Genomic DNA, 25,170 nt, shown 5'->3' with positions numbered 1-25,170 from the left:
TCGAGCATGGCCCGTGAGCGCGTCATCAGCACAACTTCGATGAGCATGGATGAGGAGCGGTTCAACGAATCGCTTCGCCCCGAGCGTCTCGACGAGATCGTCGGCCAGCAGAAGATCGTCGAGCAGCTTCGTATCGCGCTGGAGGCGGCGACCAAGCGTCAGGAGCCTCTCGAGCACGTGCTGCTGGCCGGGCCGCCGGGTCTGGGCAAGACGACGTTCGCGCAAGTCATCGCTCGCGAGCTGGGCGCGACCATCCGCATCACCAGCGGCCCGGCGATCAACAAGGCCGGCGACCTGATGCATTGGCTGACGGAGATGAAGCGAGGCGACGTGCTGTTCATTGACGAGATTCACCGCCTCAATCGGTCGGTCGAGGAGTTTCTCTACGCGGCGATGGAGGATTTCCGGGTTGATTTCACCATAGATAGCGGGATCGGCGGCCGGACGGTCAACATTGCCCTTCGGCCGTTCACGCTCATTGGCGCGACCACTCGCTCGGGCCTGCTCACGGCCCCGATGCGCGACCGCTTCGGCATCCAATTCCACTTCGAGTTCTACACGAGGGAAGACCTGGCCGAGGTGCTGCGGCGATCCGCGCGCAAACTCAAGATCGAGGCGGAGGAAGAGGCGTTGGCCCGCATCGCCGCCCGGGCCCGCGGAACGCCGCGAGTCGCCAACCGCCTGCTCAAGCGGACCCGCGACTACGCCCAGGTTCGGGCCGACGGCAAGCTGACTGCAGCGGTCGTGGAAAAGGCTTTGAGCTTATTGCAGGTTGACCACCTCGGTCTTGACGAGCTCGACCGTTCGTTTCTGAACTCGCTGATCAAGACTTACGGGGGCGGGCCGGCGGGGATCGAGGCCCTGGCCGCCACGCTCGGACAGGAGCGCGATACGCTGGAAGACGTCGTCGAGCCCTACTTACTCCAGATCGGGTTCGTCATCCGAACGCGCCAAGGTCGCTCGGCCACCAAGGCGGCGTACGATCATCTGGGCCTGCCCTTCACTCCTTCGGCCGCCGCGGCCGAGGAAATTCATGAGACGCTTTTTGACGAAGCGGAGTAAACGGCCGTCCTGACCGGCATTGGCTGTTGCGGCCAGCGTAAAGGCCGGGCGGTTGCTGCCCCCCTGCCCCGTCAGCGGGAAAAACCTCCGAAAGCGCCTGGAAGATGAAGATTCGACCGGGCAGGTGGTAACGACGCTCCAAAGCTGTGCCTGATATAACGTACTCCAGGCCTATCCTGTCAGACCTTACGGCCGGACGTGTGTGCAGCTTGCGCATGTTTCCGGATGGCAGTGGCCTTGGGCTGCGGCCCGCGAAAGGGCGGTCCGCCTCAGGCACGGACCGTGTGGGCGTTGCCTCGGGTCAAGCTTCGCACATGCCCCGGTCACTTACCGAAGCGGGGAGGCTGGACCGTCTCGCTTCAGCACCTGCTCCGGCAGCCGATCCAGCAGTTGCTGGATGGTCAACCGCAGAACGGGATGGACGGCGTTGCCGCCGATCTCGGCCAGCGGTTCGAGCACGAAGCGTCGCTCGTGCATGCGGGGATGGGGAATAGTCAGTGCGGGCGTATCGATGACCTGATCGTCGAAGAGCAGAAGATCCAGGTCGATCGTCCGCGGGCCCCACTTCTCAGACCGTTGTCGTCCGAGCCGAGCCTCGATGTCCAGAAGCACCGCCAGCAGGGCGCTCGCATCCAGATCGGTCTCCACGCGGGCGGCCGCGTTGAGATACATCCCCTGGCCGGCCGGTCCCCCTGCCGGCTCGGTCTCGTACAGCGAACTCAGACTGACGCTGGCAACTCTCGGTGCCTGGCGCAGCAAGTCGGTTGCGGCCAGGATGTTCGCCCGGCGATCCCTGAGATTGGCCCCAAGCCCGATATACGCCACGTGCGACACGCTTGCAGCCTCGATCGCGTCCCCGGTCGCCTGCTGGACGGTCGGTCCCGAGATCGGCACCCGTCTCGACAACTCCCGACCAGTGAAGGCCTTGCGCCTCCCACCTGCCCGCCCCCCGCGCTTGGGAACATCGGTTGACGCCTATTATAATACGCGTTTTGCCAGAGGTCTTCTTGACTCAAGAGGAGATACAATGACCCGCCATCCATACTTCATCTGCGTTCTGGCCGCCTTGACACTTGGACAGATGTGTACGCAGCAGGACGGTCCCGACAAACCGGAGCCGCTCACCCTGCCTCGGGTCAAGCTGGTTACTACGCGCGGCAGCCTGACCATCGAACTGTTCACAAACCACACGTCGGCCGCGACAACGTTCAAGGAGCTGGTCGACGCGGGCTACTACAACAACACCATTTTCCACGACGTCCGGCAAGGTAAGTGGATTGTGGGCGGACAGTACTACGCGAACATGGATCGCAACGTCAAGAAGCCGCTGGTGAACGATTCCTCCAACGGTCTTCGCAACACGCGCGGACGAGTTTCCTTGTATGGGCCGACTCGCGAGTTCAGCGAAGGTGTCCCGCAGTTTCTGATTAACCTTGCCGACAACACGGAACTCGACTATACGCCGGGCTCGGGCGAACCGGTGGACTACACCGTCATCGGCCGCGTCGTCGACACGGGCGGCATGAGCGTGGCCGACGCCATCGGGAACGCCCCCACCGGGACCCGCAACACCAACGACGACCCGCCGGAGTTGCTCTCCCACGTTCCCCAGGAGGACATCATCATCAATGACGCTTACGTTGGCGCCGGCGTCGACGCCGATGCGGGCCCTGATCTGGTCGGCTTGTTGAATCAGGACGTCGTGCTGGACGGAAGCGGAAGCGAGTCTCTGTACGACAAGAAGCTGACGTACGCGTGGGCCCAAACCGGGGGGGCGTCGGTAACACTAACGAGCGTGAACACCGGACAGGCCAAGTTCCGGCCGGGAGCCACGGGCACGTACACGTTCGAACTCACGGTGACCGACGAGGATGGGGAAAGCGACAGTGACACGGTGAAGGTGACCATCGTGAGCGAGCCCAATGTCCGCCTGGTCACGACCAAGGGCGACATCGTACTTGAAATGTATGAGGAGGGCGCCCCGATTACGGTGGCAAATTTCCTCACTTACGTGCAGAGCGGTTTCTACAACGGCACCATTTTCCACCGCGTCATCGCCGGTTTTGTTGACCAGGGCGGCGGCTATCTGCCCGATCTGACGCAGCCAAGCGGGTTGCGAGCCCCAATCGTCAATGAGTTCGACCCCTCGCGTCCCAACCGCCGGGGCACCATCTCCATGGCCCGCACCAGCGATCTCAACTCGGCGACCTCGCAGTTCTTCATCAACCTGGTCGACAACACCAACCTGGACAATCCCCGCAGCGGATACGCCGTTTTCGGCCGAGTCGTCGAAGGCATGAACGTTGCGGACGACATCGCCCGAGGAGCAACCGAAACGCGGGAGGATCCCAACGGCAACCCATTTGATGACGTGCCCGTCGAGGATGTCGTGATCACGTCCGCGACGATTGAAGCGCGTCCGCCCGCCCCTCAGTTCGTGACCACGGCAAGCGGCTTGCAGTACAAAGACATTGCGATCGGTACCGGCCCGGCGGTGACAGCAGATTCCACCATCAAGGTCTATTACACCGGTCGTCTGACCGACGAAAACGGCGAGATATTCGATTCCAGCGGCGAAACCAAGACCAATCCGGCAACCTTCACCTTGACCGACCTGATCCTGGGGTGGCAGGAAGGCCTGACGAACTATGACATGCGAGTCGGCGGCACTCGTGTGCTGATCATTCCGCCTGAGCTGGGCTACGGTGCAGCCGGATCCCCGCCGGATATTCCTCCGAACGCCACGCTTTGTTTTGAAATCGAGGTCGTGGAGGTGCAGGAGACATCCGAGTAATCCCCCGACGGCCTTCCGGCGATCCGCCGGGCTTGCCGCCGAGGTGGGATCATGCTATTTCTGGAACGCCACGGGGCAAAGCGCCTGCTGCGCCACGGGGCGGAAACCACCATGCTCAGACCACCTGGTCTTATTCTCTTCAGCCGGCTCCTCGACAGTCCGGAACGTTTCCTGGCGGGCACCTTTGCGGGGCTGATCCTGTGCGGCACTATTCTGCTGAGCCTGCCGGTCTCCCACGGGAAGACGCAAGTCAGCCCGCTCGACGCGCTGTTCACCTCCACATCGGCCGTCTGCGTCACCGGCCTGGTCGTCGTTGACACGGGTCAGGACTACAGCCGCTTCGGACAAGTGGTCATTATGCTCCTGATCCAGTTCGGCGGGCTGGGGATCATGTCTTTCGCGGCCCTCATCATGCAGATTGCCGGCCAGAAGATTTCCTTTCGATCTCAGGCGGCTTTGCACGACGCCTTCTATCAGAAGAGCGCGGCCGTGCACTTACGACAGAACCTCGCATGGATTCTGTCGACCACGTTTTTGACTGAAGCTGCCGGCGCCTTGGTCATCTTCTGCACGCGTCCTGCAGGAATGAGTTCCGGCGAAGGGGCCTTTATGGCCGTCTTTCACGCCATTTCGGCCTTCTGCAACGCAGGGTTCTCGACCTTCAGCGGCAATATGCAGGATGTGGCCGGCAACATGGGTATCCTCTCCACCATCGCCCTGCTCATTATCTGCGGGGGCCTCGGCCACACCGTCATACTTGAACTAGCCGGCCGTGCGTGGAAGAGACTAAGGAATAAACCTCGTCCGATGGTCTGGTCACTCAACACCCGCGTCGTACTGGCAACCTCGCTGGTCCTGATTTTCGGTGGCGCGATTGTCCTGCACCTGCTGGGGCTGGCGGCTTCCGAGCCCGGCCTGCTTGCCCAGGCCGGGCACTGCCTCTTCCAATCCATCAGCGCCCGCACGGCAGGTTTCAACACCGTGGACCTCAATCAGTCTCCGGTGCCGGCTTTGCTCTGGCTGGTGTTCCTCATGTTTGTGGGCGGCTCACCGGGATCCTGCGCCGGCGGGGTCAAGACCACGTCTCTGGCCATCTGGGCCGCGCGGCTGAGAGCACGACTGCGCAGTCGGGAGGACGTGACCATCGGCGGCCGACGGATACCGGTAGACCTGGTCCGCCGAACGGGGCTGCTGATCGCCACCGCGTCCGTTTTCAACCTTGTCGGGCTTATGGTGCTGGCGATCACCGAAATGCGGGATCCGAACATCCGTCTCGAGCAGATTCTGTTCGAGCAGATCTCGGCCTTCGGCACCGTCGGGTTGTCAACGGGCATCACCCCCTCCTTGACGATCGTCGGCAAGCTCTGGATCATCCTGACCATGTTCGTCGGTCGGCTGGGTCCGCTGACAGCGGCTCTGGTTGTGATGGAGCACAAGCCCGAGGCAGTCCGGCTCGCCGAAGAGCGGCTGATGATCGGCTAGGAGGTTGACCATGAAACAAGTGTGCGTCATCGGACTTGGACAGTTTGGCAGCCATCTTGCCAGGACGCTGGCGAGAATGGGCTGCGACGTTCTTGCCGCCGACATGTCCGAAAGACAGGTCGCGGCGATACGCGATGACGTCCAGCAGGCCGTCGTCCTCGACAGCCGCAGCTTCGAAGCCCTCGAGTCGGTCGTCAACAAGGACACGGATGAAGCCGTCGTCAGTCTCGGCGAGCATCTGGAGGCCAGCATCCTCGCCACGCTGCATCTCAAACAGATCGGAGTGAAGCGAATCCACGCCAAGGCGTCAAGCAAAGACCACGCGGTGATTCTCAAGGCCGTCGGAGCCACGGATGTGATCTTCCCGGAGCAGGAAACGGCGGAACGAATGGCCCACCGCATCGTCAATCCGGACCTGCTCGACTACCTGCCGCTTTCCCGAGAATATCGCGTCGTGGAGATCGGCGTACCGCCGAGGTTTGTCGGCCAGACCCTCGCCCAGCTTCACGTCAGAAGGCAATACAACGTCCTGGTTATCGCCATCAGGAAGAGCAAAGGGACTGAGCCTGAGTTCATGCCGCCGGCCGACAAGACCCTGCAAAGCGGCAACACCCTGGTGATGATCGGCAAGGAAGCCGATATCGAGGCGTTCAGCAAGGCCGGCGAGTCCTGATCCGCTTGCTTTTCATCGCGTGCAAGTCCTGTGGGGCGTGCCCAAGCGCCGCGGACTCAACATGATGACCAAGCCGGAAGCCGGCAGGGTAAAACGCACCGCCAGTCAAAGTTGGTCAGGGCGCTTCGCGTTGGGCTGCTGGACAGCAGTCCGCGAATAACCCATGATATGATTGCCGACGGAGGAGAAAGTACTTACGACGGTCTCCTGGAGATTCGCGGGACCCGTCGCCGCAACGTATTGGGAGCAGGGCATTTATGACGAGTTTGTCGCCAAAACTGACTGATCTGGCCAACCGCAACGAGATTCAGGCTCTCGAAAACCTCTGGATGGACATGCTTGAATCCGGCAGCGAGGATCGCGAAGAAATGCTCGAAGCCCTGGCGGTTCTCACTCGCAACGGCAAAGGCCAGCAGGCCGGCGCACTGGCCTGGATGTGGCTGGAGACCAAGCAGGAGCGGTCCGAGCCCCGGGAGCTGCTGGATCTTGTCAGGGAAATGATCGTCCGCTGCGATGACAGTGATGATCTGCGCGAGGCGGCGGTGGAGCTCTATCAGAGAGTGTACGCCGATCGGCCGGAGATTGGGAACCTCATCGACATGTCCGGCTTAAGCGGCGGCAAATCGGTCCGCCGCGCCCTCCGCACGCTGGATATCTGCTTGAACGTGAAGGTTGGCGATTTCCTCGTCTCGCGGTCCGACGAGCATGCCGCAAAGGTGACTGCGGCGGACGCGAAGGCCTGGCTGTACACCATCCGCACCGACCACGGAGAACAGACCATGGATGCGGACGCGCTGGCCCTGGCCTATGATCCGGCCGAACCCAATGATTTCCGCGTTCTACTCCAGATGGATCCCGATGGGATTCGCAACATGATCGACAACGATCCGACGAGCCTGGTTCTCGGCATCTTGCGAAGCCATCGCGGCCGGATTGACTCGGATGAACTCGCCCATCTGCTCAGCCCTCGTTTCATTCCGGAGCGGGACTGGAAGAAGTGGTGGAGCAAGGCCAAGACCGACCTCAAGAAATGCCCGAACATCGTGGTCGAAGGCAAAGCGAGGACCATCCTGACCTATCACGCCAAGGGGCAGACACTTGAGGACGAGGTGCTCCCGCAATGGACAGCCGCGGAAACGCCGCATCAACGTATGGCCGTCGTGGATGCGTACTTTCGAGAAGCCAGGAACCGACAGGTGGATCCCGACGCCGGGATCATCGCACGTTTTCAGGCCGACCTGCAAACGCGGATCGATCTGGTGCGCGAGAGAGCCCCCGCCGAGGCGCTGGCCGAGGCACTGGTTCTCGACCGGCTGGCCGAGCAAGCAAGCCTTGCCGAGCGGGATGCCGGACCGGCGAAGGCGATTCTGTCCGGAGCTTTGGATCCCGTGGCTCTGCTCGGCACGATCGAGGAGCACCCGCTCTACTTGCGGGCCGTTGCTCTGGTCAGACAGGCCCGACCCCAGGATTGGCCCGAGATCTTCGCCCGGCTCCTGCCGCCGGCCCACCGGGAAGCCTGCGACGTGATCGCCCAATCACTGATCGAGGCCGGTCGCCAGGACCTCCTCGAACAGGCGGTCCGGCAGATTCCCAGCGACTTCACCCGACACCTGGACGCCGTTTGTTGGCTATGGCGAGGACCGGCGGTGGAAATACCTGAGGCCATGCCATTGCGCGAGATTCTGCTGCGGCTGCTGGACCACCTGGGCAACCTGACGCGCTCCGAAACGACCTCCGCCGAAGTGCTCAGACACGCCAGGAGCGAGATCCGCGCGGCCTTGAGCGCCGCCAAGTATGCACGTTTTCGGAAGGTCATTTCCGAGATGGAACCGAAACTCGCTTCGACCGTGCACCGCACCATCGACCGGCTTGACGGTCTGGGCGAGGTGGTCCACGCCGATCTTCTCAAGATCATCGTTCACACCCATCCGGAGCTGATCTCGCCGAAGAAGAGGGTCGACCCATGGACGGACGAGAATACGATCTACTGCACGCAGGCCGGAATGAAAAAACGCGAGGAGGAGCTGAATCATCTACGCCTGGTCAAGATCCCCGAGAACGCCAAGGCCATCGGCGAGGCGGCCGCGCGGGGCGATCTCAGCGAGAATTCCGAGTACAAGTTCGCACTTGAGGAACGCGACCTCCTGCAGGCTCGCGTCATGCGAATACAAAACGAACTGGCCATCGGGCGTCTGCTGACGGTCAATGACATATCAACCGAAGAGGTCGGCATCGGAACGCGAGTCACGCTGCAGGCCGTCGACGGAAACGACCGGCGGGAGATGAGCATCCTCGGGCCTTGGGAGGCCGACGTTGAGCGAGGAATCTTCAACTACCAGGCACCGGTGTGCATGAAGCTGCGCGGCCTTCGCGTGGGTGACACGGTTGAGCTGGATCTGGGCAACGGCCCCGGAAACTATCGAATCGAGGCCATCACGAACGCGCTTGAAGGCCAAGCCCCATGACGTGCACCCCGTGCGACGTGTTTGCACGACAAGCGGCCGGCAGTGGTTGCCACGGGCCGGCCGCCGATCTGAGGTTGCTCCGAGGCCGATGCGGGCATCAGCCAGGGCCGGCAGGTCTGGGCCCTGTTTCGTCCGCGGGACTTCGCAAGGCTGCGACCACGCGCTACCGTTTTGCACACATTCCAGAATGCAACCATGGCCGGATCGGGCGGCGACAGCACCGCGACCTTTCCGTTAGAATGCCTCGCCCAGTGTCGAAGATTTCGGCGCGGGGTTCAGCAATTGACTCGAAGCGAGACGGCCGGCCCGGAGTTTTGTCGCTACGTGCGACCGAGAGGTAAGGCAGCATGTACCGTGTTCTGATCACCGGCAAGATTCACTCAAACGGCGTTGAGAGGCTTTCGAAAGAGCCTGACCTGCAGGTGGATTTCCATCCCGATATGCCCATCGGCGAGATCCTTCAGATCATCGCCCCTTACCACTGCATCATCGTACGATCGGAAACGCCGGTGAAGAGAGAGCTGATCGACGCCGCCAAGGAGCTGAAGGTCATCGCGGTTGCCGCCGTCGGTGTGACCAATGTCGACGTTGAGTATGCGACCAGGAAGGGCATTCTGGTGGTCAATACGCCCGGCAAGAACACGAACTCAGCGGCCGAGCTGACCATCGCACTGCTGCTGGCCGTCACCCGCAAGTTGACCGAGGCCCACGCGACGATGCAGCACCTGGGCTGGGACCGCCATCGCTTTCAGGGCGTGGAGCTGATGGGCAAGACCATCGGGATCATCGGCTTGGGCAACGTCGGACACCGCGTCGCCCGGTTTGCTCGCGGTTTCGAGATGCGCGTTCTGGCGTATGACCCTTATATCGCCGACGAGGTCTTCGAGCGGCACGAGGCCGAGAAGGCGGATCTCGACAGATTGATCCGCGAGTCGGACATTATCACGGTGCACACACCGAAGACCCGGGAAACGACCGGAATGATCGGGCGCGAGCAGATCGCCCGAATGAAGAAAGGCGTGGTCATCATCAACGCGGCCCGCGGCGGCATCGTCACCGAGTCGGCGCTGCTGGATGCCCTGAAGTCCGGTCACGTGGCCGGGGCCGGCATTGACACGTGGGAGCGCGAGCCGCCCGACGAGAATCCTTTCCGCGATCTGCCGAACGTGGTGATGTCTCCGCACATCGGGGCTTCGACGACCGAGGCCCAGATTCGCGTGGCCGAGAGCATCGCCGTGCAGGTACCGCGCGCCCTGCGAGGCGGGATCGTCGATTACCCGGTGAACATGCCCCAGATTCGGATGTTGGAGGGGGGCGACATCATGACCTCGTATACGGTCCTGGCCGAGCGACTGGGCACCTTTGCTGCTCAGTTCATGGACTGGGTTCCGGAACGACTCCAGATCACCTACCGGGGCAGCATCGCCCGGCACGACTGCACGCTGCTGCGGCTGGCGTTCCTGAAAGGCTTCTTGAAAAACTCGCTCGATTACGTCAGCTACGTCAATGCCGAGGACCGAGCACGAAGCATCGGCCTTAAGGTGGAGGCGATCTGTGATCCGGGCTTCACCGACTACGAGAGTGAAGTCCGATACGGCTTCAAGGGCCAGGATCGAGAGTTCAACATCGGCGGCGTGGTCTTCAGCGGTCCGCATCCGAGAATCAGCCTCGTGGACGGCTTCGAGTTCGAGGTGGAGCCCGAGGGCACCTTCCTGGCCATCCGTAGCAAGGACCGGTTGGGTGTGGTCAGTGGGATCTCATCGCTGCTGGACAAGCACAAGATCCAGATCGACAGCTTTGAGTTTTCGCACAGCAAGGAGCGCAAGAGGTCGATGTTCCTGATCCGCGTCCGCAGAAACGTCGGTGATGATGTCGTCGAGGAAATCCGCCGGCAGGAGCACATCACGATGGCGCGCAAGATACAGATCTGAGGGAATACGGAAGACAGTCCGGGTCAGCGCCCGCCGCGCAGGCAGGCCGCTTGCGATTCCTCGATGCTCCAGATTGAAGAGGCGAGCTGCAAAGCGCCCTCGCGGCCCTGGCCGTCGTTATCGTTGATCAGCAGATCCCAGTACGACTCGGGCCCATAACGAAGCAACTGCCTCGGCATCGCGATTTCGTATCGAGTGCGTCGTGAGAAGTCGTCCCTCTGCACCGCCGCCTCCACATACAGCGTTGCCTCAGGTCCCCCTGCACCCGCTGCACCCGGCCGAGACAGCGCGAAGCGACGAATGCCCGGCTCGCAATGCCGCTCCGTCCCGGGCGGGTCGGAAGCGGCCAGCATCATGACCGGACTGCTCATTTCAAGCCGCACGATGCCGTTGACGCTGCCGACGGTGAGCATCAGAGGATCTACATCCTCGCTGCCTCCTTCGCTGATTTGCAATGTGATGCTGTCGAACCTCCACAAACCGGGGCAGGCAGTGGTAACGTGCGCATCATCGGTCACGTCGGCCGCTATGCACAACGAATCACCCGCCCATGCCAGGCGCACCTTGGCCGACAGGTCGTCGCCGCCGCCATAAAAACGGCTCTTCCATCGGCTGCGGTGAACGAAATCGGGCCGCCAGTCCATCACGTCGCGGAGTTCGACAGGTTCCACCGTCGACCATTCGGAGAACTCTGCATCCACATGCGGAGGCCTCTGCAAGGTACCGATGCTTACTTGGGGAGGCGTCTCGAGGTCCCTTGCCAGCCGGAGAGCGGCAATCGCGTCAGGGTCGGGTCGCGACTGGCGGATCGTGACCTGCTCCCCGCCATGCGCAGCCGCAATGGGAGGTTGCACGCAATAGAGGAAATTGATGTCCCAGATCATGACGCGGTCGTCACAGTGTTCAAACTGATGCTGCCATCGTTTGAAGAGTCTGAAAGCATTGATCCGTTCCCCGTCGTGACGGTCAAAAACCTGGATATGAGCCATGTCGCGAAAGCGGATATGGCCTTCCAGCCTCGCCTGCGTCAAAGCCAACACGCCGCCGGACAGAGGCGCAATGAAGCGGACGTCGTCTATGATTGTCGGGCTCCCCCATTGCTCGCGCGTGTCCCAAAGGTCGATCGCTCGAAGGCGGTTGTCACGGAACTCGTAACGATACCCGTCGGCGTGAGCCTCTATGAGCCGTTCCGGCCCGTCGGGTATGACCCGCCTTCCAGTGTCAGGCCTTTCCGACCAGAGTGCATCCACCCCGGTGGAAGGCACAATGTCCCTGCCGCTCCGGCCATCAAACGACACATACAGGGGAACAGTTCCCCGGTCTTTCCCCGCCCCGAGCAGTACACGCACCTCCTTCCCCAGGATGAGCACCCTGCTGATCGGCCGGCCGAGGCGGACGAGCGGGCGATCCTCCCACACCGATCGCCCGGTGGCTGCTTCCAGGACATAGACCTCCCCTATGTTCCAGACCGCCACCCAGTCGGGACTGAATGCGACCCGGCCGTCCCACGGCAACGGCGAAAGCCGCTCCCATTGCAGCGTCGGAACCGGATCGATATCCCGCATCTGCAGCAACTCCGACCGGCAGAGAAAATGACTCGGATCGCTGTCGCTCAGGACAAAATCGCCCCGATTCACCATTCCCGGCATCGCCCACCGCAACCAGTTGCCCGCCCGCGAACGGACATTCAACTCCGGTGGTTCATGCTCGTATTCCGGAGAAAGCCAGCGATCGCCGGTGTCATCCAGCCTGCGATCAGCGATGATGTGGATACCGACCTGTGACGTTCCAACCATGCAATCGCCGAAATCGCGCACATATCCGCACGCCTGGGCGCGATCCCAATCTCGCTCGGCCAGAATGCCTCCGTTGGCTGGATCCAGCAGATACAGTGTTTCCCATGTGGGACACAAGAGTCCCCGGTCGGCAAGCGTAGGCAGGCCGACAAGTCCGGAAGTGACGAGTTGCGTCTCCCACACAGTCCGGCCATCGGCGGGACGAACGGCGCGCACCGTCGTGCCCTCAACTACATAGGCCCGCTCGGCGTCGGCTGCAGCTATGGCCCGCAGATCCACCGACCGATGCATATAACGAATCCGGCCTGTGGAACGCTCGACGGCCAGCAGCAGGTGCGCGTCGACCGGTGCGAACAAGACCACGTCACGGAAGACCGCAACGACGCCGGGCGGCCGGCTGGTCGCCATGCGCACCGCCCATTCCTCCCGGTTAATCGCCCGGGCTCGCGGGTACGCGGTTGCCCAAAGCGTGGTTCCGTCAAGCACATCGACCGCCGCGACGACACCCGCGCCTGTGGTCAGGTAAGCCACGCCATCGGCAATCACCGGCGGGCCGCACGCGGTCGGCAGATCAAGGAACTGTTCGTTGTCATACGCCACCATCGAGCCGCCGCTGTACAGGTGGTTGAGCCAGAGCACCTCGCCCGTCTCGGCGGACATGCCCACGACGAAGAACATGGGCATGACCGATCGAGGCCGCCATGCCACGGCCACCACAACGCCCCGGTAGACGGCCGGATCAGCGGCAAACTGAATACCAGCGAGCTGCGGCACGTACAGACTGCTCCAGATCATCGCCCCGTCCGATTCTCGGAGTGCAAACAGGGCCCCGGCATCTCGCGGTGTATCGTGATGCCCCCAGAGGAGATGGCAGAACACTCGGCCGCCGTTGACGACGGCAGTTTTGCTCTTGCCGCACATAACGTAGGCATCCCGGGCCTGAAACTCCTGCCCAGGCTGAGGCATCGGGTTTTCTTCGGGCGGCAGGAAGCTCCAAACAATCCGACCGTCCGTGAGGTCCACGGCCTCTATGGCGTCCCCCATGTTGATCAGGAGACGCCGAGGTGAACCGGCGGCGATACAGGGGACGAACTCGTCGAGATAAGGGTAGACGTCGTCCCAGTTCCGCGCGCGCCACCGCGCCTGCCATTGGAGCAGGGGACACGTGGCCCTGAGCATCGGTACGCGCGTCATGACCCCCCGACCGATGTCGAGAACCGGCTTTGACAACGGCGCCGGCGAGATCCTCGGCTGCCAATGCTCGACCCATTGCCTCAGGGTTCGCTCCTGCCCGCCGATTCCAACCCGGATTTCCGGAACATTGTCGAGCGGTATGGTTTCGCCTGATTGTATGCGACTGAACAGCTCGCGGGCGAGCAGGATGGGCTCGGCGTTTTGTCCCGCTGCTTGCACTGCTCGGCCGTAATAGATTGATGCGAGGGCAGGTTGGCCGAGGTCAAGAAGTTTGTCGCCAATCGCTGCGTCGAGCACGCCCTCCAGTTGCGGAATGGGATGTGAGAGCCGGAACTCAACGGCCGACCGCCAGTCATTGCCGCCGGCCAGCTCCGCGAGCCTGCGTTCATAAGCGGCCACGAGTCTCCGCATTGCGTCATCCGGCAGCCTGCTGATTGCCTTTCGTGCCTCCGCGCGAAGCGAAGTCCAAACCTCGGCTTCCTGGCCCGGCCGGATCATCAATCGCAATCGCAGGTTTTCATCCAGCAATCTTCGGATGTCCTCCCACGACCCCTTGGGTGCAAGGTTTGATATGCGAAAGACCTGCCCGCTGACCGAAGCGTCGGAAGGGAACAAAGGATCGCTGCCCAGGGGGGACTCGCACAGATCCTCACCGCGCCAGGCTTTCCAGCAGCGGTCATCGACGTCGTAAGGAGGCTCCGGAGGCACAATGCGTTTGAGGATTTCGCGATAGACCGACAAGGCCTCATTCAATCGGCCGTGGTTGAAGTACGCGTCAGCCAGATCGAAGAGGGCATCGATGCCCTGGGGCAGAGGCCGCAACTCATCCGCAAGAGTCTGCAGCCAACGCTCTGCTCGGGCATAGTGTCCCATGCCCGACCGGCAAACGGCCGCCAGTCGCCGGGCCAGTTCCCTCCTCTGTGCGTGGCGCGGCGGCAGCATCTGAAGAGCTTTCTCAAGGGCCTCCGCCTCAAGGTGACAGGCTTGAGACTCGTGGTAGCGATCGGCACTCCTGATCAGCTCAGAGAAGCGCGAATCTTGCTGGGCGTCCGTCGGCGACGATGTCGAAGCCGCGGGTTGCCCGGAGGCGCCCGCCGCGGTAATCAACACCCAAATGACGAGGAGCCGACTCGTCCATGTTCTCGCCGACAGCTTCGTCATCATCCGCCTGCCGGGCAGCCACATAACCGCATTCCTTCTGCCCTGTAATCCGGCCAATGAGCAAGAATCGAGCAATATCCGGCTCTTTCGGGCGTCATCATCCTGGCGATACGTCCGGGGCGTGAAGGTTCCCCTGGATTCCGGCCATCACCTCCGGCGACTCGAATGGGAGCATCTGGAGCTTCTCGAATCGCGGGTCGCCGACCGGAAGGTCATCATACCACATGATGGGTGCGCCGCGGGCAACGAGGCGGCGCTGGAGGGTGCGCAACAACTCCTTGTTCGCGAGAATGTCTTTCGGACGCCGACCTCGCTCGAAACAGAGTGAGGCCGTCTCGCCGGCGGCCTCGCCAACGGCCCATTCGATCGGATGAAGGCGGTAGCAGCCGTTGGTAATGTGGGTGGTGCCGACGTTTTTGCAACCCGCCAGCAAATTCAGCGTCCGCCGCGGAATCAGAGCCCCGAGCGGAATCTGGAACGGGCGTGCCGGCTTGAAGTCCAGCTTTCGCGGGCGGGTGGTTTCGTGGATATCGATACCATAGTGACCGATTCCCACGCTATCATCGAAGTGAACGGCCCGGGGTCCGGCGGTCGTGATTTCCTGCTCGACGATCGTTTTGACGGCCCGCAGCCGGCGCGATTCGCGGATATAAGGGAACTTCGACAGGCCGTCGGTCGAGCCCATGACGTCGGGTCGCAGCTTGAACTCGGGGTAACCGCGACCGCCTTCGTCGCGTTCGACTTCGTGCTGGAGCCACCACAGCAGCCCCAGGCTGAGATTCTTCGCAGCCCGCAGGAGCGCGATCTGCTGCGAGGGCGTGCCTGAGAGAATGTTGCCGCCGCGGAAGTCGTTGCCGGGCCAGTTGATCATCGCGACATCGTTGCGATAGTTCGGATCGTCGAACTGGCTTGCATCGATCAGACGCCGATAGGTCCAGAACGGACCATAAGTCCCCGGCCGGGTCGTGAACATGGCGTAGGGAGGACGTCCGGTCTGTCTGCTGATGTCGAGGCTGTAAGGTTGGTGCTTTGCGTTTCTCTCATATTCGGCCGGCTGCGGAATCAAATGCCGCTCGCCTCGTCGAAGCTCAATCGCGAATGGATAGGTGAAGCTCTGGACGTCCTCGGGGTCGCTCTCGTCGGGAGCGTTCGGCTCGCCGGTCTCCCGACGCGATTCAAATCCGGTGACGAATTCGGCGGCACCAAGCGCGAGCAAGTCGCCCAGCTCCGTGGAGTCGATCGCGTACCGGGCCCTGACGCGAAAACGATCGCCCGAGTCGAGGTGGACGAAATCCACGGCGGCCACGTGATCGTCTTCCATCCGCACTGCGTAGGCCTTACACCGCTTGAGCACGCGCAGCCGATTTCGGGCGGCCGCCGGAGCGAGCAGGTCGTCGATCACGGCCAAGGCCGCCTTGGGTTCGAAGCACAGGCGGCTGACCCAGCCGTTGCCGGGGTTAAGGTGCTCCTTGCGAGCTGCTTGGGGCTTGAGCTTCGCGTTGCGTCGATACCAATCGCGGACCGCCTTGCGAAACGCCAGGTACGAGCACGTACCGCCGCTGGTCTCGATCCAGCCGTTCTCGTCGAGGGCACTGACGCCCTGACTGGCGGCTTGGCCGCCGAGCCAGGCAGTCTCCTCCACGAGCACCACCTCTCTACCGGCATCTGTGGCGGTGATCGCCGCCGCCACCCCCCCGAGCCCGCCCCCCACGACAAGAATATCGCACGAGTGCTGCTCCTTGGGCTCGGCGGTCGTATCGACGCTCACTTCGCGCAACTGCTCGACGTCGACAATGACGTGTTCCGGCGGCGCGGCGACGAGCTTGCGTTTGGTGCTCAGCAGCCCATATGCAAATGCCCCCGCCGCCAGTATGTCGCGCCGACGGAGTTTCGGCGTGGGTGCCGCCATGGTGGTCACCTCCCCGCCCCCATTATCGCCGAAAAGCAACGCCACGGTCCAGTTCGGCGTTCAGGCGGCCTTCTGGGACTCGTGGCGGCTGATGAAGTAGAGACCCATCCTGAAGTACTGGATGACGGTGGCGATCGCCAGAAGTGACGCCGCCCACCACAACAGCACCGGCCCCCATTTCAGCGGCCCCGGAACGTTCGGCGAGAGCAGAATAGCAATGACCATGAACAACTGGGTGGCCGTACACCATTTGCCCAGGCGTTTGGCCTCGATGTAGATGCTGGAGGTAATCATGTAGATCAGACAGAAACCCACGACGATGATCAAGTCTTTGCCGATGGCAATCACCGCAACCGTCGAGGGAAGCTGCATGCCGGGAACGCTGGTGTTCTCACGAGCCAGGAGCACGACCGAGGAGAGCACCACAAGCTTGTCGGCCAGCGGATCAAGAAACCTCCCCAGGGCGCTCTCGGCCTTGAGGCGACGAGCGAGGTAGCCGTCGAGACCGTCGCTGATGGCCATCAGGACGAACACGACGACCGCCGCCCAGCGGGCAAGCTCACTCCATTGCGGATCCTGAAGGTGAAGCAGAGCCACGACGAACGGGCCTGCCAACAGAATCCGGGTCATGGTCACGCGGTTAGGCCAGGAAAGCTTATACATGCTCCGTCTCGCGTCAGCCCCCCTCTTCGGCCTTCTTGAGTTCCTTGAGCTTCTGACCCGCTTGCGAGTGACGATACGCCTCGTCAAGCGGGTAGCAGCCGCTGATCAGGCCCTTTCGCGGCCCGGTGGTACAGTCGCTGAAGGTCCGGCAGATCCGTCGCGTGTCGAGTTCGCCTTTGCGAAGCGAGTGGATCGGCATCTCGGGGTAACTCAAGACCATGCGGCCGATGCCGACGAAATCGACCCATCGCTTGCGCACGACGGCCTGGCCGACCAGCGGCAGAAACTCCTGAAGGTACGTGTAGCCCGACCCCACAAGGATCATCTCAGGAAACCGCTGCTTGAACTGACGAACGACATCGATGTGGCGGGCGACGCCCACCAGCGGGTCCTCCGGCGGCTGATAGCCGTCCGACGGCGGGAAATAAGCGGGGCGCTGGATATGCGGGTTGTAATACGGACTGCCGCAGGTGATGTTGACCAGAGTGACATCCAGGCCGGCCAGCATCTCGAGAAAACGGATCGGCTCACTGAGGTCGTATTCGAGCGGGTTGTCGGGGTTGATCCCGAAGCCGTACCGATACGGCAGACAATGGTCGAATCTTGCGGGGATTCCGACACCTTTGCGGCTGCCGGATCGAGTCGCCGGATCGTCGACAAAGGGGACGAGGTCAAAAGCGCTCAGCCTGACGCCGATGTGAAGGCCGGGGACTTCAGCCCGGACGCGGCCGATCAGCTCGCGGATGAATCGCGTCCGATTCTCGAAGGAACCGCCGAAGGCTCCCGGCCGCGTATGGCCACCCAACAGTTCGTGGCCGAGGTATCCGTGGCAGCACTTGAGGTCGACGAAATCGAAACCCGCCCCGGCCGCGAGTCTCGAGGCCGCGACAAAGTCATCCATCAGCCGCCAAAGGTCGTCATCGGAAAACACGATCGAGTCATCATCCGGCTTGATGCCGAAACGCGCATCGAGGATCGGATGATGGTAGGCGATCCGGGGCTCCATCCGCGTGTTGTCGTTGGGCTTGCAGAAACGGCCTGAATGGGTCAACTGAAGACCGATCAGCAGGTCCTCGCTGCCGCCTGTGACCTCGCGGTGAGCACCGACGAGGACTTCGCGCAAAGCCGCGATATCGCCCTGGGTGTTTGAGTTGATCCATAGCTGGTTCGGATTAGCGCGTCCATCGTGGCGAACCGCGACCGCTTCTCCACCCCAGATCAGCTTTGCACCGCTCTTCCCGAACCGTTCCCATCTCCGCCGCGTCCATTCCGACGGTCTTCCATCGAGCGTCCCGTCCCAGCCTTCCATGGGCTGGATGCACCAGCGGTTGCCGATGCGGCGGCCGAACACGGTCATCGGCTCGGCGAGCGGCGAGCCTTCGGCCGCCGTCAGAATCCGCCCGTCACACGGAATGTCGTATCCCAGTTCCGCCCAGCGAGCAATAAGCTCTTGGGCATCCTTCAACTGGGCCAGCTTGGGGTAGACCCGCCATTCAGCCATCCGCCTCACCTTCTCCAGAGACCATCTTCACGGATACACACGTCGAGAGCAGTATACGGTCGCGGCGGCTGATTCAAAACCCCGGGATGGGGCCGGCGGGACGAATCAAAGGGCCAAGGACGAAATCCCAGACAAATGAGGCTCAATGGCCGGAACATGACGAAGGAGGAAGCCTGAACGCCAAAGAGCAGCCGGCCCTGGTCGCTGTGGCAACCATGGCGGGGCAGACTTTCGGGCAAACCTACGGTGTCAGAATACCTGGTCTTGCCTCGCTGCGTCCGCTGAACGGGGCACACGGCTTGCCGGGCTCAAAAAGAGTTCGGGCGTCTGGTACCCGCACAAAAAGAGCCAGCCGGTCGATGCTCCCTGGCAAGGACCGACTGGCCTGGGCGTACACCTACTGATTGATGATGACGTCGCACCCGCAGGTTTCGCCGCGGGTATTTCTCTGCGATGCCCTTTCGGCTCGGGATGAGCAACCGGGATCGTCAGTCCAACTCACTCACCGCACGCTTCGCCGGCCGGCCCGAAGAACGCCCAGCACGCTGAGTCCCAGCAGCATGAGCATGCCCGGCTCGGGGATCATCGCACCGGCAAGGCCAAGGATGTTCTCGCCAGGGGCGGTGCCGATGGGCGTCGCCCCGGCCGTGGCCGTGTCGATCTCATACAATTGCCCGTTCACCTGAGTGACACCAAACATCTTGCCCGAGTCGCGGTCATACCAGATGTCAGCAATCGGAAGTGCGCCGGCGATCTCTCCGACAAGCGTTGCTTCGGCATTGGCCGGATTCACCGTATACAGCTTCGTCGTGATTGCATGCGTGATGGGATTGTTCACCAGGTTGGTGATGAAGAGTGCCTGGGCCACCGGATCATAGTCCATCGACCAGACTCCGACGAAGAGCTCGCCGACCGGCTTGATGGGTCCGATGAGGGTGGCGACGCCGGTGACAAGATCGATGGTGTAAAGGTTCTGATAATCGGAGCCATACAAGATGCCCTCGGTGGCAGGCGACACAGGATCCGCATAGGCCAGACTCCTCAACCGGACGGACCCGCCGTAAGTTCCGATCGCGGTGACCGTGTCGGCCGCAATGTCGATCTTGAACAACGAGCCGCCGTCGCCTGTCGCAAAAAACGACTCATCGCTCGGACCGTCGGTCGCCCCGAACCACCTGAGCCCGGGGGTGTTCTTGTACAGCTCGATCGCGCCCGTTGCACGGTCGATCTTCCATATCTGCTCGTCGTACGACACGCCGTAGAGCATGAGTGCGTGGGCCGAAGACACTGCCCCAGCCAGGCACACGCATGCTGTCAGTAATACGATCCTCCTCATCTCTCTCTCCTTCCACTTTCTCTTGGATACCGCTGAGACCCGGATTCGTTCCAGTGCCTCAGACTGCGCATCACTCTCTTTCAACATTTCGGTCCGTACACCCGCTTACGGGCCGACGACGATATTATAACACTCGCCCCAGCCGCCCTCCTGCAGCGGTTGGCAGATGTCGAGCGTCTCCGGATTGCCGTCATCGCACTGCCCAGGCCATGGCGAATTGGGGTCACAGACGTTACAGACCTTATCGATATCCGGCTCGCTGGTGAACAGGGTCACCCTCTTCAGCATGACGTCCGCAGGGCTGGCGGACTCGAAGAGTTCCGCACCCAGAACCGTGTACCGGGCATCCAAGGCAGCACCTTCGCCGTACCCGAACACCCGGAGTTCAAAGGCCAGCATTTGTGCGGCAAAGAGGTCATTCGCAAAGCCGACGCCCTTGGGCCCCGGGACATTGAGCGGCAGGTCGAAAACCAGCATATCGGGATTCGTCAGCCCGGCGGCATTGAGCCGCAACCAGAGCGGCACCCCGTAGCGCTCAATTCCCAGGCCCGGCAGCGCGCGGAAGATGTCCAGCCGCAACACGGTGCACCGGCCTTCCGTCGCCTCACGCCAGAGGAATACTCGCAACGTCACCGGGTTACCGTCATGATAGATTTCCGGTATCGCCGTGCGGAAGGCAATGGGATTGACACCGATTTGGTCATCCCACTCCAGAATGGGCTCCTGGATATTGATCACCTCCCCTTGGCCGGTGACGCTGTTGCTGATTTCGCCATAGGTGAAGAAGTCTTCGATGAACCAGTCGAACAGATCGGGACCTGGGGGCCCCGGAGGACCAGGCTGACCGTTCGTCCCGTCGGCACCGTCGTTGCCCGGAGGTCCGGCCGGCCCGCGACAGTCCAGTGCATTGAACAGACCGTCGCCGTTGGCGTCCTCTTCTGCCTCACCGATTCCGTTGCCGTTCAGATCCCAGCACTGCAAACCATCCACACCGGGAATCGGCTGGCCGTCGGGTCCGTCCGGCCCTCGACAATCGTTGACGTCGCATACGCCATCCGTGTTTGCGTCCTCGGTCGCCGGATCGCACGTTCCGTCAGCATTAAGGTCCCAGCAATGAAGGCCCGCTGCTCCGACGCCGTCCGGACCACCCCTCAGCAACCAGATCGCCAGCATGCCGGCGGCAAACTGAAAGGCACACTTGCAGGGTATGGGCGGCAGGCAGCCTCCGCCTCCGCAGCCTGTGACCATGGACATCGAGATCAGTGTCAATGGTGAAGCCGCCAGCAGTGCGGCCATGGTCAGGCCGGCAACCTTCCCCTTGATTCGCGGCATCATTTTCATGAATTCAACCCTCTCTGGGTCAACATGTCACACGCCGCCGTTCCCCTGTAGTCCTTGATCCTAGAGGTCTCCACCGCCGGCTCCGCAGAAGCTTCCTACGCCGGCACTGCTGGTGAAGACGGTGACGCCCGAAAGGCCGGTATCCGCGGCACTAAGCGACTCGAAGATCTCCGCCCCCAGGACTGTGTATTCCCCGTCAAGATCCGGCGGGTAGACCGTGTCGCCAACTCCGAAGACGCTGATCTCAAACGCCAGCATCTGGGGTGCGTAGAGGTCGTTCGGGAAACCGAGGCCGTCCGGTGCCGTATTCAATGGCAGATCGACCACCAGCATGCCCGGATTGGTCATGCTGCCGGGCTCCAGCCGCAGCCAGACCGGATTGGCTCCATATCGCTCGATTCCCCCGCCCGGTATCAATCGGAAAACGTCGAACCGCAAGGTGGTGCAACCAACGGAAGACCAGGCTTCGCGCCAGAAGAACAGCCGCAACGTCACCGGGTTACCCTCGGTGTAGATCTCCGGAACGGACACGCGGAAACCGATCGGGCCGAACGAGCTGTACTCGGCGCTGAGAATCGGTTCCTGTATGTTGATTACTTCTCCCTGGCCGCGGACGTCGTCCGTGATCCGGCCGTAGGTGAAGAAATCCTCGATGAAGAGATCGAACCGCGTCGGTCCTTGAGGCCCCGGCGGACCGTTGCTGCCGTTCTTGCCGTCCTTGCCGTCGCTGCCTGGAGGCCCTGCGGTCCCGCGGCAATCGTACGCATCCCACGCGCCGTCGCCGTTGATGTCTTCATCCGGATCGGCCACGCCGTTGGCGTTCAGGTCCCAGCAGTTGAGACCGTCAATTCCGGGAATGGATTGCCCCGGCTCGCCCGCAAGACCCTGGCAATCGAGGGCGTTGCAGACGCCGTCGGCGTTGACGTCCTCGGTCGCGGTATCACAGGTGCCGTTGGCGTTGAGATCCCAGCAAGAGATGCCGTCCGCTCCGAGTCCGTTATTCCGGAGCAACCAGATCGCGAGCAAGCCCGACGCGAACTGGAAAGCGCATTTGCATGGAATCGTCGGGAGGCAGCAACCTCCGCCGCCGCAACCGGCAACCATTGACATCGAGATCACCGCGATCGGCGACACGGCAAGCATTGCCGCCATCGCTGCGCTTACGACCCTGGTCCTGACACGTGACATGCGTATTCTCATAAGAACTGCACCTCTTGTTGTGACGCGAAGCCGATTGCGCGCCACTGCCTTCTTGGCCCCTCGCCGTCTCTTCTGAACCGGTCACACAAGGTATCCGCGTCAGCATGCCGCTTCTTAGAGGACCCTGCCACCGCGGTTATCTTCTCGCATTGACTCCTCCGGTACGATGGGAATTCCACCCCCCTGATTCGACCGACGAAACGGGAACCATCTGCCCCCTTCGCGGCGATTCGGACCCCCCGGACGGAGCGGGCTGAACGCAGAAACCGCCGAACTTTAGAAGCCCTGCGCGTTCCATAGACACGGTCCGCTGCACAAGCCGGCCTGCTCGGTCCACGTTCAAATGTCTCGGCGTTGACCTCTCTCTCCCAAAGATTGAGGTGTACGCTGAGGTTCTACCGCTATCGTATCTGGCCAATCCTTCAAAGGCAAGGTCATTCCCGCGAAACGGTAAAATTCTAGATTATCTGACAGAACGTGCGAGCCGCCCCATCAAGTCCTTGTTAGCCAAGGAACGGGGTTGACGACCGCCCGCTCGGATACGCGACACGAAGGACCTCGTTAGCGGTCCCTATTGGCGCCCTGCGGGCGTGGCACTCGCGAGAAATCACCGGAGGTATGCGGAAGCGGCTTTTTGGAAGCCCGAGTGGAAATTGCACGCGTTCGGGTAGCCGTCAGAAGCAGTTTTGAGCCCCAAACAGGGGTCGCACGTGGGTCAAACGACCGCGTATGCAGAAGAAACCCGAATAGCCCTGCGGGGAACACAGGGAGCATCGCTGACTCCCTGTCAACCAGCCGGCGTCATTCGCGGCCGGCAAACCGAAGAGCCTTGCCGGCGGATGAGAGTCCTGTAAGAAACCAGCACGGACTATGCGACCAGAACAGGCTCTCGACCCTTTTTCCTGGCGTCCAGCTCGCCCAGTTTGACAAGCAGTCCGTCAAGAGCCTTCTGGAAACAGCTTTCGGCCCACGGTTGATCGGCCTTTCGCAGGCTCGAGGTACTCCGCGTTCCGGTAACTCTGCCTACGGCAGGCAGACCGTACTCGGTCTCGCACTCCAGCACATCGACGCCCTCCAGGCGGAATGTGACGATGACATAAGCGTCCTCGGTCAAGCCGAACTTGAATGACCGCCTACCCGCTTGAGTCTGGGGAGTGGACGTGTGGAACTTCCACTGCGCCAGGAAGGCACTGATGGAGTCGAAGGCAGCTTGCAGATCTTCTTGCAGAAATTGCTCCAGACACGTGGTTGATTGTTCGTGGAGCAACTCCATCTTCTTCGCAAATTCCTTTTCCCATTCCGTCATCTCAGTCCCAACCTTTCAGCTTACACCGGGCCGGCTTGGCTGATCCTTTAGGCATCCATCGCAGCACGATGCGTGCGAGACCTCACATGGGGGGTCTCTCGTCCCCAGCACAACGCAAGACAGATTTACGATATAAGTGCCGCTCAGGAAAGCGGCGAAGGAAGATAATATGGATAGTGCGGCATTCCGAGACGTTGAAACGTTATCAGTCGTTAGAACAGGCTCAACCAATCACCCAGCCGCGCAACGCCAAAGAACCTCAGAGGAAGCCAAGGGGGACCGCCTTTTTGCAGGCCGCAACCTGAGTGCCCTGTGATCCGGAAACATGCGCGCAAGCCGCACAGATGCTCGGCCGTAAGGTTCCAGACGCTGCCTCCTCGGGACTACGGGCTGGACGCCCGATCATCCGGCGGTGGTGAAAGGGTCCGAAAGTATTCCGTTTCTTTGTCCCGATAACTGCCGACCGAGCACCCTTGCCCCGCACACGGTTTTCGTGCCCTCAGGCAACCGGAAAACAAATAACCCAAATTAGGTCCCGCCGAGCAAGAACGTTTCGTATATTTCCTAGAGTCACCAGTTTAACTGCCTGGCGAACGAGGCACTCTGAACGTCGGTTTCGCGTGCAGGGAGCTTCGCTCAAGTGGGATTGGGGACCGATGGACAGCAGGGTGAAGGACATCCAGGAAGTTCGAGTGCCTCCTCCCGATGAGGCCCTGCGCAAGGCATTCGCCGACCTCGACGCCGGACTTGCCTCTTGGAAAGCCGTGCTTGGCGAGTTGCGGGCCTGGATTCTGGAGCAAGCTGAGATACAGGCCGAGGTCCGCCGAGAGCTGCAGACCAAGGCCGAAGAATGCGCCCGGCTCCAAGCGGACCTGGAATCCCGAGCGGCCTCGCACAGCCAACCAGAGAACCAGCCCCAGTCAGGGGCAACGGCCGGACCCGTGGAGGAACAGCAATCGGAGGCCCGGGCGCGGACTCAAGTCACGACCGCGGACCAGGCAAAGACTTCGGCACCGGCGTCGGAGGTGCCGGAGACCGCCTTGCCGGCGAATCAGCCGCCCCATCCGCCGGTCGACTGGAGCAGCGATGCGGTCAGCAAGCACATACGCGTGTACGTTGACCCGGCCAACCCCTCTGCGAACGCTCCGACAGAGACCGAATCGCCACAACAGGCGGACGAAGATGAAATGCTGCTGGCGTCCCTCGATCCCGAGACCGCCAAGGCCATCAGGGTGATGCGGCGCATGAGAGGAGATAACAAGAGCGTCCGCGAACTCCTGGAACAGTACCAGGCATCTCGGACCAACGCGAAAGCGGACTCTTCCAAGAAGTCGTGGTTCCGAAGGGGAAGATAAG

General features: G+C 61.9%; 16 protein-coding genes. 7 read left to right on the top strand and 9 right to left on the bottom strand.

Annotation, left to right across the window (positions count from 1 at the left end; translation table 11 throughout):
- Positions 1 to 6: 6 nt before the first annotated feature.
- On the top strand, positions 7 to 1,062 hold the full coding sequence (gene ruvB, locus PLL20_05730; protein ID HPD29474.1) for a Holliday junction branch migration DNA helicase RuvB: 1,056 nt from the start codon (positions 7 to 9) through the stop codon (positions 1,060 to 1,062).
- Between the two features lie 327 nt (positions 1,063 to 1,389).
- Here ruvB and folK read toward each other — a convergent pair whose 3' ends face one another.
- A complete protein-coding gene (gene folK / locus PLL20_05725) occupies positions 1,390 to 1,956 on the bottom strand; it encodes a 2-amino-4-hydroxy-6-hydroxymethyldihydropteridine diphosphokinase (protein HPD29473.1) in 567 nt (188 codons plus the stop codon).
- A gap of 133 nt (positions 1,957 to 2,089) precedes the next feature.
- On the opposite strand from folK, the gene PLL20_05720 reads away from it, so the two are divergent.
- The 5 genes from PLL20_05720 (at position 2,090) to serA (ending at position 10,407) form a co-directional block, all read left to right on the top strand.
- A complete protein-coding gene (locus PLL20_05720; GenBank protein HPD29472.1) occupies positions 2,090 to 3,856 on the top strand; it encodes a peptidylprolyl isomerase in 1,767 nt (588 codons plus the stop codon).
- A gap of 111 nt (positions 3,857 to 3,967) precedes the next feature.
- Positions 3,968 to 5,338 carry a potassium transporter TrkG gene (locus tag PLL20_05715; GenBank protein ID HPD29471.1) on the top strand — a complete coding sequence of 457 codons (1,371 nt, stop codon included), beginning with the start codon at positions 3,968 to 3,970 and terminating at the stop codon, positions 5,336 to 5,338.
- A 10-nt stretch (positions 5,339 to 5,348) separates the two neighbouring features.
- Positions 5,349 to 6,011: a TrkA family potassium uptake protein gene (locus PLL20_05710; protein HPD29470.1), complete on the top strand. Its 663-nt coding sequence runs from the start codon at positions 5,349 to 5,351 to the stop codon at positions 6,009 to 6,011.
- A gap of 257 nt (positions 6,012 to 6,268) precedes the next feature.
- The gene (locus PLL20_05705) at positions 6,269 to 8,476 is read left to right on the top strand and encodes a GreA/GreB family elongation factor (GenBank protein ID HPD29469.1); all 2,208 of its coding nucleotides are present in this window, start codon (positions 6,269 to 6,271) and stop codon (positions 8,474 to 8,476) included.
- Between the two features lie 347 nt (positions 8,477 to 8,823).
- Positions 8,824 to 10,407: a phosphoglycerate dehydrogenase gene (serA, locus tag PLL20_05700; GenBank protein HPD29468.1), complete on the top strand. Its 1,584-nt coding sequence runs from the start codon at positions 8,824 to 8,826 to the stop codon at positions 10,405 to 10,407.
- 23 nt (positions 10,408 to 10,430) lie between these two features.
- Here the strand turns inward: serA and PLL20_05695 are convergent, their stop codons facing one another.
- From PLL20_05695 to PLL20_05660, 8 genes are all read right to left on the bottom strand, one after another.
- Positions 10,431 to 14,582 carry a PQQ-binding-like beta-propeller repeat protein gene (locus PLL20_05695; protein HPD29467.1) on the bottom strand — a complete coding sequence of 1,384 codons (4,152 nt, stop codon included), beginning with the start codon at positions 14,580 to 14,582 and terminating at the stop codon, positions 10,431 to 10,433.
- A 73-nt stretch (positions 14,583 to 14,655) separates the two neighbouring features.
- Positions 14,656 to 16,467, bottom strand: coding sequence for an FAD-dependent oxidoreductase (locus PLL20_05690; GenBank protein HPD29466.1), 1,812 nt, complete (start codon positions 16,465 to 16,467; stop codon positions 14,656 to 14,658).
- Positions 16,468 to 16,527: 60 nt separating this feature from the next.
- The gene (locus tag PLL20_05685; GenBank protein ID HPD29465.1) at positions 16,528 to 17,130 is read right to left on the bottom strand and encodes a CDP-alcohol phosphatidyltransferase family protein; all 603 of its coding nucleotides are present in this window, start codon (positions 17,128 to 17,130) and stop codon (positions 16,528 to 16,530) included.
- Positions 17,131 to 17,143: 13 nt separating this feature from the next.
- A complete protein-coding gene (locus PLL20_05680; protein HPD29464.1) occupies positions 17,144 to 18,631 on the bottom strand; it encodes an NADH:flavin oxidoreductase in 1,488 nt (495 codons plus the stop codon).
- Between the two features lie 502 nt (positions 18,632 to 19,133).
- A complete protein-coding gene (locus PLL20_05675; GenBank protein HPD29463.1) occupies positions 19,134 to 19,967 on the bottom strand; it encodes a hypothetical protein in 834 nt (277 codons plus the stop codon).
- A gap of 105 nt (positions 19,968 to 20,072) precedes the next feature.
- A complete protein-coding gene (locus PLL20_05670) occupies positions 20,073 to 21,308 on the bottom strand; it encodes a hypothetical protein (protein HPD29462.1) in 1,236 nt (411 codons plus the stop codon).
- Between the two features lie 60 nt (positions 21,309 to 21,368).
- Positions 21,369 to 22,496, bottom strand: a complete 1,128-nt coding sequence (locus PLL20_05665; GenBank protein HPD29461.1) for a hypothetical protein — start codon at positions 22,494 to 22,496, stop codon at positions 21,369 to 21,371.
- A gap of 880 nt (positions 22,497 to 23,376) precedes the next feature.
- Complete coding sequence (locus PLL20_05660) at positions 23,377 to 23,814, bottom strand: hypothetical protein (GenBank protein ID HPD29460.1); 438 nt, start codon at positions 23,812 to 23,814, stop codon at positions 23,377 to 23,379.
- Between the two features lie 656 nt (positions 23,815 to 24,470).
- On the opposite strand from PLL20_05660, the gene PLL20_05655 reads away from it, so the two are divergent.
- Complete coding sequence (locus tag PLL20_05655; protein HPD29459.1) at positions 24,471 to 25,169, top strand: hypothetical protein; 699 nt, start codon at positions 24,471 to 24,473, stop codon at positions 25,167 to 25,169.
- Position 25,170: the final 1 nt, after the last annotated feature.

It is taken from the genome of Phycisphaerae bacterium (assembly GCA_035384605.1).
GTDB lineage: Bacteria > Planctomycetota > Phycisphaerae > UBA1845 > PWPN01 > JAUCQB01.
Note: the sequence above shows the minus strand (reverse complement) of the source record. Positions and strands in the feature narration are given on the sequence as shown.

Bases quoted from the DNA above. Each gene is read 5' to 3' on its own strand.
- ruvB (HPD29474.1), top strand. From the start codon at position 7: ATGGCCCGTGAGCGCGTCATCAGCACAACTTCGATGAGCATGGATGAG.
- PLL20_05720 (HPD29472.1), top strand. From the start codon at position 2,090: ATGACCCGCCATCCATACTTCATCTGCGTTCTGGCCGCCTTGACACTT.
- PLL20_05715 (HPD29471.1), top strand. From the start codon at position 3,968: ATGCTCAGACCACCTGGTCTTATTCTCTTCAGCCGGCTCCTCGACAGT.
- PLL20_05710 (HPD29470.1), top strand. From the start codon at position 5,349: ATGAAACAAGTGTGCGTCATCGGACTTGGACAGTTTGGCAGCCATCTT.
- PLL20_05705 (HPD29469.1), top strand. From the start codon at position 6,269: ATGACGAGTTTGTCGCCAAAACTGACTGATCTGGCCAACCGCAACGAG.
- serA (HPD29468.1), top strand. From the start codon at position 8,824: ATGTACCGTGTTCTGATCACCGGCAAGATTCACTCAAACGGCGTTGAG.
- PLL20_05695 (HPD29467.1), bottom strand. From the start codon at position 14,582: ATGTGGCTGCCCGGCAGGCGGATGATGACGAAGCTGTCGGCGAGAACA.
- PLL20_05690 (HPD29466.1), bottom strand. From the start codon at position 16,467: ATGGCGGCACCCACGCCGAAACTCCGTCGGCGCGACATACTGGCGGCG.
- PLL20_05685 (HPD29465.1), bottom strand. From the start codon at position 17,130: ATGTATAAGCTTTCCTGGCCTAACCGCGTGACCATGACCCGGATTCTG.
- PLL20_05680 (HPD29464.1), bottom strand. From the start codon at position 18,631: ATGGCTGAATGGCGGGTCTACCCCAAGCTGGCCCAGTTGAAGGATGCC.
- PLL20_05675 (HPD29463.1), bottom strand. From the start codon at position 19,967: ATGAGGAGGATCGTATTACTGACAGCATGCGTGTGCCTGGCTGGGGCA.
- PLL20_05670 (HPD29462.1), bottom strand. From the start codon at position 21,308: ATGAAAATGATGCCGCGAATCAAGGGGAAGGTTGCCGGCCTGACCATG.
- PLL20_05665 (HPD29461.1), bottom strand. From the start codon at position 22,496: ATGTCACGTGTCAGGACCAGGGTCGTAAGCGCAGCGATGGCGGCAATG.
- PLL20_05660 (HPD29460.1), bottom strand. From the start codon at position 23,814: ATGACGGAATGGGAAAAGGAATTTGCGAAGAAGATGGAGTTGCTCCAC.
- PLL20_05655 (HPD29459.1), top strand. From the start codon at position 24,471: ATGGACAGCAGGGTGAAGGACATCCAGGAAGTTCGAGTGCCTCCTCCC.